Genomic DNA, 14,014 nt, shown 5'->3' on the forward strand with positions numbered 1-14,014 from the left:
CCGCACCCCCAAGGACGTCGAGCTCGCCGCATAACCCCAGCGACCCCGAACCACCCCAAACCCGACAGGGGTGCCTTGACACAGGACATAGAGGCACCCCCCGCGCCCGCCCCTTCCCGCAGGGAAGTCCGGCCCGGGGCGGACGTGCTGCGTGCAGAGCCGCGAAGCGAGACCCGAAGAGCCGCGTAGAGCCGCGTAGAGCCGCGAAGAGCTGCGAAAGCCGCGACGAGCCGCGAAGAGGCGTGACGAGCCGGGAAGAGCAAGGCCCGGTCGTCGGTGACCAACGCTGACAGAGGGCAACCAAGCGGACACCGTTTCGTGGCAGGTCAGCGCTGAGCAGGGGTGCTCTGACCTACTCGTTTCCGCCAGAGCACAGGCGTACGGCAAGATGGGGAGTATCTGCCCTCCCTCGGTCACGGCGCACGACGGCCCTGGGGCGGGGCCGCACAGACCCTGATCGATCCAATCTGCCGGACGGTTTCTCTTGGCTGAGTACATCTACACGATGCGCAAGGCGCGCAAGGCGCACGGCGACAAGGTCATCCTCGATGACGTGACGCAGAGCTTCCTGCCGGGCGCAAAGATCGGTGTCGTGGGCCCCAACGGCGCCGGTAAGTCCACGGTACTGAAGATCATGGCCGGTCTTGAGCAGCCGTCGAACGGTGACGCGTTCCTCTCCCCGGGCTACACCGTCGGCATGCTCCTCCAGGAGCCGCCGCTGGACGAGTCCAAGACGGTGCTGCAGAACGTGCAGGACGGCGCCGCCGAGATCATGGGCAAGCTGCACCGCTTCAACGAGGTCGCCGAGCTGATGGCGACCGACTACTCCGACGCGCTGATGGAGGAGATGGGCAAGCTCCAGGAGGACCTCGACCACGCCAACGCGTGGGACCTGGACACCCAGCTGGAGCAGGCCATGGACGCCCTGGGCTGCCCGCCCGGCGACTGGCCGGTCACCAACCTCTCCGGTGGTGAGCGCCGCCGCGTCGCGCTGTGCAAGCTGCTGCTGGAGTCCCCCGACCTGCTGCTGCTCGACGAGCCCACCAACCACCTGGACGCCGAGTCCGTGCAGTGGCTGGAGCAGCACCTCGCGAAGTACCCCGGCACCGTCGTCGCCGTCACCCACGACCGGTACTTCCTCGACCACGTCGCCCAGTGGATCTGCGAGGTCGACCGCGGCCGCCTGCACGGCTACGAGGGCAACTACTCCAAGTACCTGGAGACCAAGCAGACCCGTCTCAAGGTCGAGGGCCAGAAGGACGCCAAGCGCGCCAAGCGTATGAAGGAAGAGTTGGAGTGGGTCCGCTCCAACGCCAAGGGGCGGCAGGCCAAGTCCAAGTCGCGACTGGCCCGTTACGAGGAAATGGCCGCCGAGGCCGACAAGATGCGGAAGCTGGACTTCGAGGAGATCCAGATCCCGCCGGGCCCGCGACTGGGCAATGTCGTCATCGAGGTCGACAAGCTCAACAAGGCCTTCGGCGAGAAGGTCCTGATCGACAACCTGAGCTTCACGCTGCCGCGCAACGGCATCGTGGGCGTGATCGGCCCGAACGGCGCCGGCAAGACCACGCTGTTCAAGATGCTCCAGGGCCTGGAGACCCCGGACTCCGGTGACATCAAGGTCGGCGAGACCGTCAAGATCTCCTACGTCGACCAGAGCCGCGAGAACATCGACCCCAAGAAGACCCTGTGGGCCGTGGTCTCCGACGAGCTGGACTACATCAACGTCGGTCAGGTCGAGATGCCCTCGCGGGCGTATGTCTCCGCGTTCGGTTTCAAGGGCCCGGACCAGCAGAAGCCGGCCGGGGTGCTCTCCGGCGGTGAGCGCAACCGCCTCAACCTGGCGCTGACCCTCAAGCAGGGCGGCAACCTGCTCCTCCTCGACGAGCCGACCAACGACCTCGACGTCGAGACCCTGTCCTCGCTGGAGAACGCGCTCCTGGAGTTCCCGGGCTGCGCCGTGGTCGTCTCCCACGACCGCTGGTTCCTCGACCGCGTCGCCACGCACATCCTGGCGTACGAGGGCGAGTCCAAGTGGTTCTGGTTCGAGGGCAACTTCGAGTCGTACGAGAAGAACAAGGTCGAGCGCCTCGGCGCGGACGCGGCCCGCCCGCACCGTGCCACGTACAAGAAGCTGACCCGGGGCTGACCGCCGTGCGTCACCTCTACTCCTGCCCCCTGCGCTGGTCGGACATGGACGCGTTCGGCCACGTCAACAACGCGGTGTTCGTCCGCTACCTCGAAGAGGCGCGGATCGACTTCATGCGCCGGCTGGCGCCGGGGGACGGCAGCCCGTCGTTCACGGGCGGCTCGGTCGTCGCCCGGCACGAGATCGACTATGTGCGGCCCCTGGTCCACCGGCCCGCCCCGGTGACCGTCGAGTTGTGGGTGACGAAGATCAGCGCCGCGTCGATGACGGTCGGCTACGAGGTCAAGGACGAGGACACCCTCTACCTGCGGGCCTCGACCGTCGTCGTCCCGTACAACTTCACCGAGGAGCGCCCCCGCCGTCTCACGGCGGAGGAGAAGGCGATCCTCAAGGAGTATCTGGACGACGCCGCGCAGCAGCGGGGAGCCGTCGCGGTATGACGGCGTTGCACCTCGCCGGCGCCGGGGAGGCCGCGGATCTCGCCGCCTTCCTGGCCCGGCTGATCCACTACGACAAGGCCGCGGCGGTACGGCTCCAGGCCGGCGGCGGGGTGCTGGCCGTCTTCGGCCGTCCGCCGTCCTTCGAGGTGCTGGCGATCCGCACCGCCCGGCTCGCCGGGGACAGCGCCCTGGACACCACCCTGGACACCACCGTCTCGGCCGGTGAGCTCCTCGACGGCATCGAGGAGCCGGCGGACACGGTGACCGTGCCTGCCGCGGTCACCGGCCCGCCGTGGACCGGGCTGCTGCCGCCGCGCGGCGGCTGGCAGCGGGTGCCGGGGCTGCCCGCGCCCGAGGCGCTGGTGCGTGCGGTGGCCGCCGCGGTCGCCGAATTCCGCTCCCGTGACGAGGCGTTGCCGCCACAGCACCGCACCCGCAGCGAACGGGACCGTATCGGCCGGGAGATCTGGTCGCGCACCCTCGGCGACACCCATCTTCCGCTGCGTGCCGCCCATGCCGCGCAGTCGCTGGGCTTTCTGCGGCGGGCGCGGGCCGGTGCGCTCGCGGGCGGCGGCGCCCCCTCCGGGGCCGCTGCCGCTGTGCCGCAGTCTGCACTCCAGCCCGAACCCCGGCCCGAACCCGAGCCGTTGAGTCTGCTGTCCGCGGGCGGCTGGCTGCGGTTGAGCACCCCGTACGGGTCGGTCGCCGTACGGACCGGGGGTCCGGCAGGGCTGACCGGGCTGTCGGGGCTCACCGTGACGCCCGCCTGATCGAGGCGGGGCGGGGTGAGGCGAGGCGGTTGCTGCGGGGTGTGGTGTGCCTGCCCGGACGTGGACCGAGCCGGACGCGACCTAGCCGGGCCGGACCGAGCCGGACGCGACCGAGCCGGGCCGGACCGAGCCGGACAGGGCGGGGACCGGGCCGGTTCCGTCCGGGGTCCGGCCCGGTGTGGGGCGTCTCTCAGTCCGCGGCGTTGATCATCGTGGCGGCCGCGTACGTGAGGTAGTTCCACAGCTGCGTCGCGTGTGCCTCGGACAGGCCGAGGGAGTCCACCGCGTCCCGCATATGGCGCAGCCAGGCGTCATGGGCGGCCCGGTCGACGGTGAACGGGGCGTGCCGCATCCGCAGCCGGGGGTGGCCGCGCCCGTCGCTGTACGTACGGGGGCCGCCCCAGTACTGCATGAGGAAGAGCGCAAGCCGCTCCTCGGCCGGGCCCAGGTCCTCTTCCGGGTACATCGGCCGCAGCAGCGGGTCCTCGGCGACTCCCTGGTAGAAGCGGTGCACCAGGCGCCGGAAGGTCTCCTCGCCACCGACCTGTTCGTAGAAGGTCTGCTCCTCGAGCGTGCCGCGTGGAATCTTGTTCACCCGTCCATGGTGGCAGACGTCCCGGCCGAGGACTTCGGCCCTGGGGCGAAGAGGCGGGCGACAGCAGGAAATGACCCCGGGGCGCGATCGGCTGATCACGCCCCGGAGTTGCCGTGCGGTGGCCGGCGGGTCAGCCGCGGCGGACGGTCAGCGTCGTCCAGGCGCCGACATGCACCCGGTCGCCCTCATGGAGCGGCACCGGGACATACGGCTGGATGGGGTCCTCGGCGAGGTTGATCGTCGTGCCGTTGGTGGAGTTCTGGTCCACCACTGCCCAGCTGCTGTCCTGCTGCTGCACCAGCAGCGCATGCTGGTGCGAGACGCCCGGGTCCTCCGGCGTGCTGCCCAGATCGATGTCCGGGGCCTCGCCGGTGCTGTTCCGGCGGCGGCCGACCGCGATCTGGCCGTTGGCGAGCGGGAGCACCTGCTCGGGCGAGTACGAGGGCAGGTTGAGGCCCGCCGCCTCCGGGCCGCTGCGGCCCATCATCGCCATGAAGTACTCGCGGTCCGGCGCGATCGCCACCACCCAGCCGTTACCGACGACCGGCGCGGGACCCTGCGGCGGCGCATCGGGAGCCTGGCCGGGTCCGCTGTTCCACTGCTGGTCCGGGCCGGGCATCTGCTGCGGCGGCATCTGCTGCTGCTCGTACGGGCCGGTCTGCTGCTGCTCGAACGGAGTCTGCGGCTGCTGCTCGAACGAGGCCTGCGGCTGCTGCTCGAACGGGGCCTGCTGCTGCGGTTCGTACGGCCCCGGCTGCTGGGGCGGGAACGGTGCGGGCTGCTGCTGTTCGTACGGGGCCTGCGGGGACGGTGCGGGCGGCGCGAACGCGATCGGAGGGGGGCCGGGCTGGGCGCTCGGCGGGTTCAGCGTCCAGTCGTCGCCGCCCTGCTGCGGCGGCGGCGGGCCGGGCCGGCCGGGATCGGGCATGCCGGGCGGCGGACCGGGCGGGCCTGGGAAGCCGCCGGGACCGGGCTGACCGGGCTGGCCGGGGCCGCCGGGCGGCATGCCCTGCTGCTGCGGGGGCTGGGGCTGCTGCGGCGGCGGGAAGCCGTAACCGCCCTGACCGCCCTGCGGGCCGAGGGCGGGCGGCGGGAAGCCATAGCCACCCTGACCGCCGCCCTGCTGGCCGGGAGGCGGGGCGTAGGACGTCGGGGAGTTGGTGAGGAAGTTGTAGCGGCAGCCCTCACAGAACGGCGCCATCGCCTCACGCGGCGTACCGCACTGCGGGCACGTCTCGGACCGCCCGGACGGGTCGGGTCCGGGGACGGGCGGCGGGAAGCCGTAACCGCCCTGGCCGCCCTGGGTGCCCTGACCGCCCTGAGTGCCGGGGCCGGGAGCGCCGGGGCCGGGCGCGGGTGCCGGTGGCGGGAAGCCGTAACTGTCCTGGCCGCCCTGCGGGCCGGGGCCGCCGGGGCCCGGTGCGGGCGGCGGGAAGCCGTAGCCGCCCTGGCTGTCGGGAGCGCCGAAGCCGGGGCCGGGCCCGGGGGCGCCGGGCGGCGGGCCGGGCTGTCCCGGCGGCGGTCCGGTCGGCTGTCCCGGCGGCGGCGGTCCGGCCGGCTGGCCGGGCGGCGGTGTGTTCAGGAATCCTGCAGGCAGGGAGGGCGGCGGGGGGACAGTGCCCGCCATCCGCTGGCCGCACACCTCGCACCAGTCTTCGGCCACCGACTGGTGGCCGCTCGGGCAGGTCGGCATGTCGGTTCTTCCCCCTCCGTACCGATTTGCTTCGGTGGTACTGCTCGGTACTGATCGTGGCTATTTCTTCACGCGAACGGTCTTGGTCGAGCGTGTCTCGAGAGTCATCTCGTCCGCTTCGGCGACCTTCGCCTTCAGTCGCACAGTACCGGTCGCCGCATCGACGACGTCCACCACCTTCGCAAGGAGTTTCGCAGTCTCCTCGTTCCCCGAGGCGCCGGCCAGCTGTACCGCACGGCCCAGTTTCGCCGCCGCGCCGTCGGTATCACCCGACTTGCGGGCATCCAGCCCCTGTTGGATGACGTGTGCCAGTTCGGCCTGTCCTGTGTAGTGCGCCACCTGTGGATTGATCGATGTGGAAACGGTCACATCGTCCGTCCACACGGCCCGTACGAGAGCCTGTGACAGGGGCTGCGCAGGGGTGGCGGGCGCGCTGAGGCCGTCCGCTGCGGGGCCGCCCGCGGCGAGGCTTTCCGCGGTGAGGCCGTCCGCGGTGAGACCGTCCGCTGCGGAGAGGGTCAACGAGACGCGTCCGGCGAGCATTTCCTGGCCGACGGCGGCGGCCGGGACCCGCAGGCAGAGGTGGTAGTCGCGGGACTCGTCGCCCCAGGAGCCGGTCGGGTAGTCCCCCGACCGCGGACCGGACTCCCGGCGCCGGCCCGTCAAGTCCTGGACCGTGGGCGCCACTTGCTTGACGAAGACGGTCTCGGCGCCCAGCGGGGTCCACAGCCGCAGGGCGACATCGGCGACCTCCTTGCCCATCGCCTTCTCCATCACCCGGGTGAAGTCGGCCGTCAGATTGGCCGGATCGGCGACGATATCGGCGGTGCCCAGCAGTGCCGAGGCGATGTCGGTGACCTCCTTGACCTCCCAGTCCGTGCCGACGCCGCGGGCGTCGCAGGTGAAGGAGCCCGAGCAGGCGTCCAGGGCGGCACGCAGTTCCTGCGGCGACTCGTGTTCATTGCGGCCGTCGGTGAGCAGGAGGGCGTGCCGGATGCCGACCCCGGCGGACGACAGCAGCCGGCCGGACAGCCGCAGCCAGGTCCCGATCGCCGTACCGCCGCCCGCGCTCAGCTTCCGCAGCGCCTCCCTGGCCGCCGCCCGGGTGGCCGGGCCCGCCACCGCCAGTCGGCCGCCGCCCGGGTAGACCTCGGCGGCCCGATGGGTTCCGGCCACCACCGCGAAGCCGGCACCGTCACGCACGGTGTCCAGGGCGGCGGCCGTCGCCTCCCGGGCGCCGCGCATCTTCGCCGGCGGATGGTCCATCGACCCGGAGCAGTCCACCATGATCACCACGCCGGCGTCCGGCCCGCCGGCGCCTCCGGCGGTTACCGGCCGGCCCCCGGTCGTGCCGCCCCCGGTCGCGGTGACCGTGACGATGGCGTGCACCTCGCGCCCGCCCTCGGGGAGGTAGGGGTTCTGGTACACCTCGGCGGAGAAACGCGGCACTTGCGACTTGGTGAAGTTGGCCATCCGTTCCGCTCCTTGAGACGCCGTATCAGGTCGATCGGTCCCGTGATGCGTCGTGCGTGGTGCGTGGTACGTGGTGCGTCGTGCGTGGTGCGTCGTGCGTGGTGCGTCGTGCGTGGTGCGTCGTGCGTGGCGTGAGCAGTGCGTGGTGCCGTGCCTCGCGGGGCGCGCCGTGCCTCGTGCCTCATGCGTGAGGCGCGAGGCACGAGGCGTTGTGCTGTGCACCCACCGGCGTCCGGCTCATTCGGATGTCAGCTGGTCAGGCCGATTCTGCCGGTCCCGCCGGAGCGGGGAACGGCACCAGTGCCACCGTGACGTTGTCGTGCCCGCCGCCGTCGAGGGCGTGGGTGACCAGCGTCCGGGCGCTGTCCAGGGGCCGGCTGGGGGCGTCGTACGGCAGGACCGCGGCCATCTGCTCCGCGGTCTCGGCGTAGTTCCACAGTCCGTCGGTGCAGACCACCACGACACCGGGGCCGTCCGGCTTGAACGTGGCGGTGTGCGGCTCGACCTCGTACGCGTCCGCGCCGAGCCAGCCGGTGATGGCGTGTGCCCGTTCGTCGGCGTTCGCCTCGGCCTCGGACATCAGGTTGTTGGCGACCATCTGGGCGGCCCAGGAGTCGTCCTCGGTGAGCCGGGCGGGCGGCGCCGAACGGTCGTTGGGGATCCAGTAGGCGCGGCTGTCGCCGACCCAGCCGACGGTCAGCAGCCCGCCGCCGACCACCGCACCGACGAAGGTGCAGGCCGGGGCGTTCTGCTGGCGGTGTTCGTCATGTGCCGAGGAGGGATCGGCGGCCAGCGCGTCGACCGCCGAGGAGGCCGCCAGGATGGCGTCGTGCATGGCCTGTTGGGGATGGGTGCCGCTGGGCAGCGACGCCCGCAGGGCCTCGCCGGCGGCCGCGGACGCCGCCGCGGACGCCTCGTCCGGGCGGGTCGCCGACGAGACACCGTCGCAGACGACCGCGAGCACGGCGGGGGTGCCGTCGGGGAGCGCGGCGGCGCCGAGCGCGAAGAAGTCCTCGTTGCGATGGTGCCGGTGGCCCCGGTCGCTGACCGCCGCGATGCCCGCCAACGCGCGCTCCATGTGGTCGCGTTCGCGGGGCTGGGCGTGGCCGCAGTGCTCGCAGTAGCCGTCCGGCCCCACGGCGGCGGCACGGCAGGCGGCGCACAGGGGAGTGCCTTGGGCGGGGGTGCCTGGGGCGGGGGTGGCGGACGGGGCAGCGGATCCCGCACCGGGCACACCGGGCCCGACGCCGGGCACGCCGGGCACGCCGGGCCCGACGCCGGGCGCAGGGAACTCCGCGGCCGCCTCCGCCTCCGCCGCCGCGTCGGCGGCCGCCTCGTATCCGGCGACGCGCGGGTCGGCGGCCGGCTGCGGATCGGTCACCGGTGCCGGGCCCGGCACCGCGGGCGCGTGGCCGGGTACCGGTGGCGCGTGGCTCGGCACCGGGGGCGCACCCGCGGCCCCGTACGGGAGAAGGGCCTGCGGGTCGGGTGGCGGCGGACCGGCCGGGCCGGTCCCTCCGGCCGGCGCGTACGGTGCGGGTGCCGCCGGCGGACCGGGCGGCGCCGGTGGCACGGGTGGCGCCGGTGGCACGGCCGGCAGAGGAGGTACGGCCGGCCCGCCGTGCGCGGGCGGGGCGCCGTACGCCGGTGGCGCGGCGGCCGCCAGGAGGTCGGCGCCGCACCGCCCGCAGAAGTTGTCCCCCGCGTCGAGCGGTTCGTCACAGCCCGGACACCGGGACGGCCCAGTCACACCCATGTCACACCCACGTCCTGGGGCGGAAGCGGTTGGCCCGTTCCACCAGTTCGATCCTTTTCTCACCACGCTGCGCCAGCCGTGCGAGCAGGCGGTACGACCGTTCCAGGCCGAACCGCAGGCCCCGCTCGTCCAGCGGGCTGCCGAGCAGCTCCGGCCGCTCGTCCACGGCCGCCGTGCCGTCCGGCCCGGCACCGTGGCTACCGGAGAGTACCCAGTCCAGGGCGCTGCCCAGTACCTCGGTGGTGAGTTGTTCCCGTCGCTCGGCGTCCAGACCGAAGTCCGCGAGCGCTCCGACCTGTTCGGCGGCCGCCCGCAGATCCGCCCGCAGCGGATCGCGGGGCGGGCGCTCCCGCAGCCGGGCGCGGACCGCCGCGATCCGCGCCGCGAGGTAATGGATGGACGACTCCGGTACGGACTCCAGCGCCTCGACCGCGCCCGTACGGTCGCCCGCCGCCAGCCGGACCCGCGCCAGCCCGAACGCCGCGCTGACATAGCTGCGGTCGGTCGCCCACACCAGGTGGTAGTACTCCATGGCGTTGTCCAACTGGCCCAGCAACTCCGCGCAGATCCCCAGCGCCAGCTTCGGTGCCGGCTCACCGGGGAACGCGTCGTAGACCGCGTCGAAGGCCAGCGCGGCGCTCTCGCGGTCACCGGTCGTCAGCGCCACCAGACCGCGGTGCCACACCACCCGCCAGTCCGCGCCCCAGGTGTCGGGCCCCGCACCGCCCCGGTGCGCGGCGGCCCACTGCTCCGCGGGTTCCGCCGCGATCGCCGCCAGCACCCGCTGCGCCGCCGCACCGTCACCCGTCTCCAGACGGGCACGCAGTTCCCGCAGCCGGATCTCCAGGGAGTCGGCGGGCGCCGAGCGCAGGGCGCCCAGCAACTCGGCGGGCGGAGCGGCCAGCAGTCCGGCCAGCAGCCCGGCGTTGCGGTCGCCCGGATCCACCCGCGGCACCGGCAGGGCCAGGGCCGCGCCGGCGACGTCCAGCGGGCGCAGCACGGGACCACCGGACCGCGGCTCCTCGGGGCGCACCGGCGCCGCCCCGCGCGCCCCCAGCAGCGAACTGTCGCCCTCCGCCGCGGCCATCAGCTCCGTGTCGACCACCCGGAGTTCGGGCCCGAACAGCTGGGACAGCGCAGGCCGCGGCTCGCCCGTCTGGAGCGCCACCACCTCCCGCAGCACGCCCGTCAGCTGCTCGGCCATCTCCTGTGCCGAGGCGAATCTGCGCACCCGGTCCGGGTCCGTGGCGCGCACCAGCAGCCGGTAGAAGGACTCGTAGGTGCGGAACACCTCGATGTTGTCCGGATCGGGCAGGGAGTCCGCGAAGACGTTGGTGTAGCCCTGGAAGTCGAAGGTGAGGACGGCGAGGGTGCGCGCGACGGTATAGAGATCGGAGGAGACCGACGGGCCCAGCGCGGCGATTTCCGGCGCCTGGTAGCCGATCGTGCCGTAGATCGGACTCTCGTGGTCGTCCATCCTGCGCACCGCGCCCATGTCGATCAGCTTGAGCTGGTCGTGCTGCTGGATGGCGTTGTCGACCTTGAAGTCGCAGTAGAGGTAGCCACGGCTGTGCAGATGACCGAGCGCCTCCAGGGCCGCGATGCCGTACGCACAGGCCTGTTCGACGGGCAGCGGATCGCGCCTGCCCTGGGGCGTGCGCCGGTCGTTGGCGAGGTCCTTGAGGGACATGCCGCCGACGTACTCCATGACGATGTAGCCGTCGAGGCTGCCCGTCGTCCGGTCGAGATGCTCCACGAAGTTGTAGATCCGCACGATGTTGGAGTGCTCGATCTCGGCGAGGAAGCGCCGCTCGGACATCGCCACCGCCAGCGCCTCCTCATCGCCGGTGTCCAGCAGCCCCTTGAGCACCACCCACCGGTCGGAGACCGCATGGTCCGCCGCCAGATAGATCCAGCCGAGCCCGCCGTGCGCCAGACAGCCCACGACCTCGTACTGGCCGTGCACCATGTCGCCGGGCCGCAGTTTGGGAACGAAGCTGTACGGATGGCTGCACTTGGTGCAGAACCCTTCCGTACGGCCCGGCTGCTCACCGCGCGCCCGGCCCACCGGCGCACCGCAGTCCGCACGGCTGCAGAACCGCTTGCGCTCCGGGACCTGCGGGTCCTCCAGCACCGCCGTGGCCGGATCGGGACGCGGCACCTCCGGCACCGTCACCAGGCCCGCGCCCAGCCGCCCGCGCGCCGCCCCCGAGGACGCACCGCTGCCCGCACTGTGCACCGACACTGCCGGCATCCCGCGCGTCGGACCACCGCCGGACACCGCGCGCGAGCGCCGCCCGGACACCGAGCGCCGGGACGTCGACGAGCGGGCGGACGGCGCACTGTGGCCGGAGCCGGAGCCGGAGCCGGAGCCGGAGCCGGAGCCGGAGCCGGGAGCGGGGGAGGGGACCGTCAGCAACGCCCCCGCCGCCGCCCGGCGGGCCGTGGTGCCGGCGAGCGCCCGGCCCGTCAGCCCCGTGGGCGGCGAGGACAGCAGGCCGTCCGGCGAGACCACCGGCGCCAGACCGCACACATCGCAGTACAGCTGCCCGCCGCCGACATCCTCGTAACTGCCCGCGCAGTCCCGCCGCTGGCAGCGCTCATCGGCCCGCTCCGTCACCGGTCCCCCCTGCTCTCACCCTCCGGCTGCGGCGGCACCAACGCCTCCGCCGCCGCCTGCTGATAACGCCACACCGCCTGCTCGGCCACCCGCAGATCGCACGGCGCGCTCCACAGCATCCGGCGTGCCAGGTCGTAGCGCTCCGTCAGCAGCGGGTCCTCCGCCATGCCGTGGCGCGCCACCTTCGCCTTGTACGCGTCCAGCCGGCCGCGCAGCTCGGCCCGCACCGCCAGCGGCGCGGTCACCGCCGTCAACGACTCGCGGGCCCGGTGGAGTTCGTCCTCCGCCCGCTCCTCCAGGCTGTCCAGCAGTGGCGAGAGCCGGTGCCACTGCGCCCGTCTGCGGTAGTCGGCGGCCGCTGCCAGCTGCTCGTGCAGCGCCGTCGACGGGCCGCTGACCGCCGGCACCTCCGACGCGGCGATCTTCGCCAGCACCTCGCCCCGGGCCTGCCGCGCCTCGGTCAGCGTGCGGTCCGCCCGCGACAGCACGTCCCGCAGCTGCATCAGCCGTCGCTCCGCGTCCTGCCGCACATCCAGCACCGCCGCCACCTCCCGCCGGATGTCCTCCAGCGCACGCGCCGCACGGTCATAGCGCGCCGTGTCCGGACGGCCCCCGCCCGGCGCCGAACTCCCCGTCGACGAGGACACCCAGAACGCCAGCGGATCCGCGATCACCCGGTCCCGCAGCCGCAACAGCTCGTCCGTGATCCGCTCCAGGTCGTCCCCCGCCGGATGCTCGCCGGGCCGCACCCCCACCGAATGCGCCAGCGAACGGGTGCGCTGCAACTCGGCGGAGAGCAGGTCTATCCGGGCCGGCAGCGCCGACCAGACCGCATCGGCGGCCACGATCACATCCAGCGACTGCGCGTACAGCCCGTTCATCCGCTCGACGAGCCCCGCCAGGCTGAAGCGTTCGCTCAGCCGGGCCCCACCGCTCTCCGCGCCGCCGCCTGCCGCGGCCGCACCGGGCACCGTCACCCCGTCCCCGTGCAGCAGCTCCGTCAGCTCCGCCAGATCCTCCGGGGACGGCCACCGGCGCCGCGCACGCAGCTCCCGCGCCGTCTCCAACGCCGCCGTGTACGCATCGAACAGCGACCACAGGACCGTGATGGCGCGCTCCGCGGCGGCCCAGCGCTCCTTGGTCGTACCAGACAGGTCGGCGCCCTCCAGCAGCCGGCGCCCGGCGTGATCCTGCAACGCGAGCAGCGACGTCTCGATCGCCTCGTACTCGGCGCCGAGCCGCGCCAGGGCGCGGTCCACCGCCTCCCGGTCCGGCACCGGGGCATCGGGCCTCCCCGGAGAACCGGGGAAGGGTCCAGGGACCCCCATCGATCACCTCTCCAATACGCGTACGGTGCACGGCGGTTGCTGCGGCCCGGCGGCCGCTGCGGTCTGCTCCTCCCAGGTCCTCTTCCATAGTGACGGCATCCGGCCCTCCCGGGGCGATCGGCGGCGTGAGTCCGCTCCTTGGAGCGATCAGTCGCTGTACTCCGGCGACGGCGGCCCGGATATGCCCGGCAGATCGGCCTTCAGCCACTTGCGGTATGCCTGCATCCAGGCGCTGTCTTCCCCGCCGCCCCGGTAGGCGTCCAGGACCTTGTTGACCCGCCGCACCAGATCCGTGTCGTCCTTGTTCATCGCCACGCCGTATGACTCGTCCGTGAACGGCTCGCCCTTGAGCTCCACCGTCGGATCCTGCGCTGCCTGGGCCGCGGCCAGCGCACTGTCCGTGACCACCGCATCCGCCTGGCCCAGCTGCAGCCGTACCAGACAGTCGAGTTGATTGGGCACCGTCAGCACCTTCGCGCCGTGCCGCCGCGCCGTCAGCGCGCTCTCGCCCGTCGAACCCGCAGCCGTGCACACCCGCTTGCCCCGCAGCGAATCGTCGAACGCCTTGACCTTCGAGGTGATCGGGGCCAGCACCTGCTGCCCCGCCTGGAAGTACGACGTCGAGAACGCCACCTGCTGCTTGCGCGCACAGTTGATCGTCATCGTCCGCACCACCATGTCCACCGAGCGTTTCTGCAGCGCCGGAATCCGCTGGTTGGTCGGCACCGCTTTGAAGACCACATCGGGGTGCGGTCCCAGGATGTCCTCGGCGATCGCCCGCGCCAGATCGATGTCGAAGCCCTCCAGGGCGCCGGTGGCCGGATCGCGGTACCCCCACCGGTAGGTGTTCTGGTCGACCCCGACGACCAGCTGGCCCTTCTCCTTGATCCGCGTCACCGCCGCACCGTCGGCGGACGACGGGCGCAGACTCTCCGCGGCGTTCCCCGCCGTGCACGGCGCGGCGGCGGGCGCGGCATGCGCCGCCCCCGGGCCGTACGCCCGGTGCGCCGCGGTCGGCGGGGAGGCCCCGCCCTGAGCGCCACCCGCCCGCCCGGCACCGGCGCCCAGCGCCGGCACCAGCACGGCGGCGGCCGCCGCCATCACACACATCCCGGCCGTGACCGGCGCCAGGACGGCCCGCAGATTCCTCAGCCCTCGCGCGCCCACCCTCATGTCCCTCTCACCAGGCC

At 73.0% G+C, this 14,014-nt stretch carries 10 protein-coding genes; 3 read left to right on the forward strand and 7 right to left on the reverse strand.

The window, feature by feature from the left end; translation table 11 throughout:
* Positions 1-484 precede the first annotated feature (484 nt).
* From ettA to ACWGJY_RS28845, 3 genes are read left to right on the forward strand one after another with little or no spacing between them, the layout of a single operon-like run.
* A complete protein-coding gene (ettA, locus tag ACWGJY_RS28835) occupies positions 485-2,149 on the forward strand; it encodes an energy-dependent translational throttle protein EttA (RefSeq protein ID WP_453263791.1) in 1,665 nt (554 codons plus the stop codon).
* 5 nt (positions 2,150-2,154) lie between these two features.
* Complete coding sequence (locus ACWGJY_RS28840; protein WP_453263792.1) at positions 2,155-2,589, forward strand: acyl-CoA thioesterase; 435 nt, start codon at positions 2,155-2,157, stop codon at positions 2,587-2,589.
* Positions 2,586-3,359 (forward strand): hypothetical protein, encoded by a 774-nt coding sequence (locus ACWGJY_RS28845; protein WP_453263793.1) that lies wholly within the window; start codon positions 2,586-2,588, stop codon positions 3,357-3,359. The genes ACWGJY_RS28840 and ACWGJY_RS28845 overlap by 4 nt, the downstream gene beginning before the upstream one ends.
* A gap of 190 nt (positions 3,360-3,549) precedes the next feature.
* Here ACWGJY_RS28845 and ACWGJY_RS28850 read toward each other — a convergent pair whose 3' ends face one another.
* From ACWGJY_RS28850 to ACWGJY_RS28880, 7 genes are all read right to left on the reverse strand, one after another.
* Positions 3,550-3,954, reverse strand: a complete 405-nt coding sequence (locus ACWGJY_RS28850; RefSeq protein WP_453263794.1) for a globin — start codon at positions 3,952-3,954, stop codon at positions 3,550-3,552.
* 130 nt (positions 3,955-4,084) lie between these two features.
* Positions 4,085-5,647, reverse strand: a complete 1,563-nt coding sequence (locus ACWGJY_RS28855; RefSeq protein WP_453263795.1) for an FHA domain-containing protein — start codon at positions 5,645-5,647, stop codon at positions 4,085-4,087.
* 60 nt (positions 5,648-5,707) lie between these two features.
* The gene (locus tag ACWGJY_RS28860; RefSeq protein WP_453263796.1) at positions 5,708-7,120 is read right to left on the reverse strand and encodes a vWA domain-containing protein; all 1,413 of its coding nucleotides are present in this window, start codon (positions 7,118-7,120) and stop codon (positions 5,708-5,710) included.
* Positions 7,121-7,376: 256 nt separating this feature from the next.
* The gene (locus tag ACWGJY_RS28865; protein ID WP_453263797.1) at positions 7,377-8,876 is read right to left on the reverse strand and encodes a PP2C family serine/threonine-protein phosphatase; all 1,500 of its coding nucleotides are present in this window, start codon (positions 8,874-8,876) and stop codon (positions 7,377-7,379) included.
* A 1-nt stretch (position 8,877) separates the two neighbouring features.
* Positions 8,878-11,496 (reverse strand): tetratricopeptide repeat protein, encoded by a 2,619-nt coding sequence (locus ACWGJY_RS28870; protein WP_453263798.1) that lies wholly within the window; start codon positions 11,494-11,496, stop codon positions 8,878-8,880.
* The gene (locus ACWGJY_RS28875; RefSeq protein ID WP_453263799.1) at positions 11,493-12,824 is read right to left on the reverse strand and encodes a hypothetical protein; all 1,332 of its coding nucleotides are present in this window, start codon (positions 12,822-12,824) and stop codon (positions 11,493-11,495) included. The genes ACWGJY_RS28870 and ACWGJY_RS28875 overlap by 4 nt, the downstream gene beginning before the upstream one ends.
* A 147-nt stretch (positions 12,825-12,971) precedes the next feature.
* A complete protein-coding gene (locus tag ACWGJY_RS28880) occupies positions 12,972-13,997 on the reverse strand; it encodes a glutamate ABC transporter substrate-binding protein (RefSeq protein ID WP_453263800.1) in 1,026 nt (341 codons plus the stop codon).
* Positions 13,998-14,014: the final 17 nt, after the last annotated feature.

The sequence above is a fragment of the Streptomyces sp. NPDC054765 genome, assembly GCF_053612065.1.

Excerpts from the sequence above, each read along its gene's own strand:
- ACWGJY_RS28845 (WP_453263793.1), top strand. The coding sequence starts at position 2,586 with ATGACGGCGTTGCACCTCGCCGGCGCCGGGGAGGCCGCGGATCTCGCC.
- ACWGJY_RS28855 (WP_453263795.1), bottom strand. The coding sequence starts at position 5,647 with ATGCCGACCTGCCCGAGCGGCCACCAGTCGGTGGCCGAAGACTGGTGC.
- ACWGJY_RS28860 (WP_453263796.1), bottom strand. The coding sequence starts at position 7,120 with ATGGCCAACTTCACCAAGTCGCAAGTGCCGCGTTTCTCCGCCGAGGTG.
- ACWGJY_RS28865 (WP_453263797.1), bottom strand. The coding sequence starts at position 8,876 with ATGGGTGTGACTGGGCCGTCCCGGTGTCCGGGCTGTGACGAACCGCTC.
- ACWGJY_RS28875 (WP_453263799.1), bottom strand. The coding sequence starts at position 12,824 with ATGGGGGTCCCTGGACCCTTCCCCGGTTCTCCGGGGAGGCCCGATGCC.
- ACWGJY_RS28880 (WP_453263800.1), bottom strand. The coding sequence starts at position 13,997 with ATGAGGGTGGGCGCGCGAGGGCTGAGGAATCTGCGGGCCGTCCTGGCG.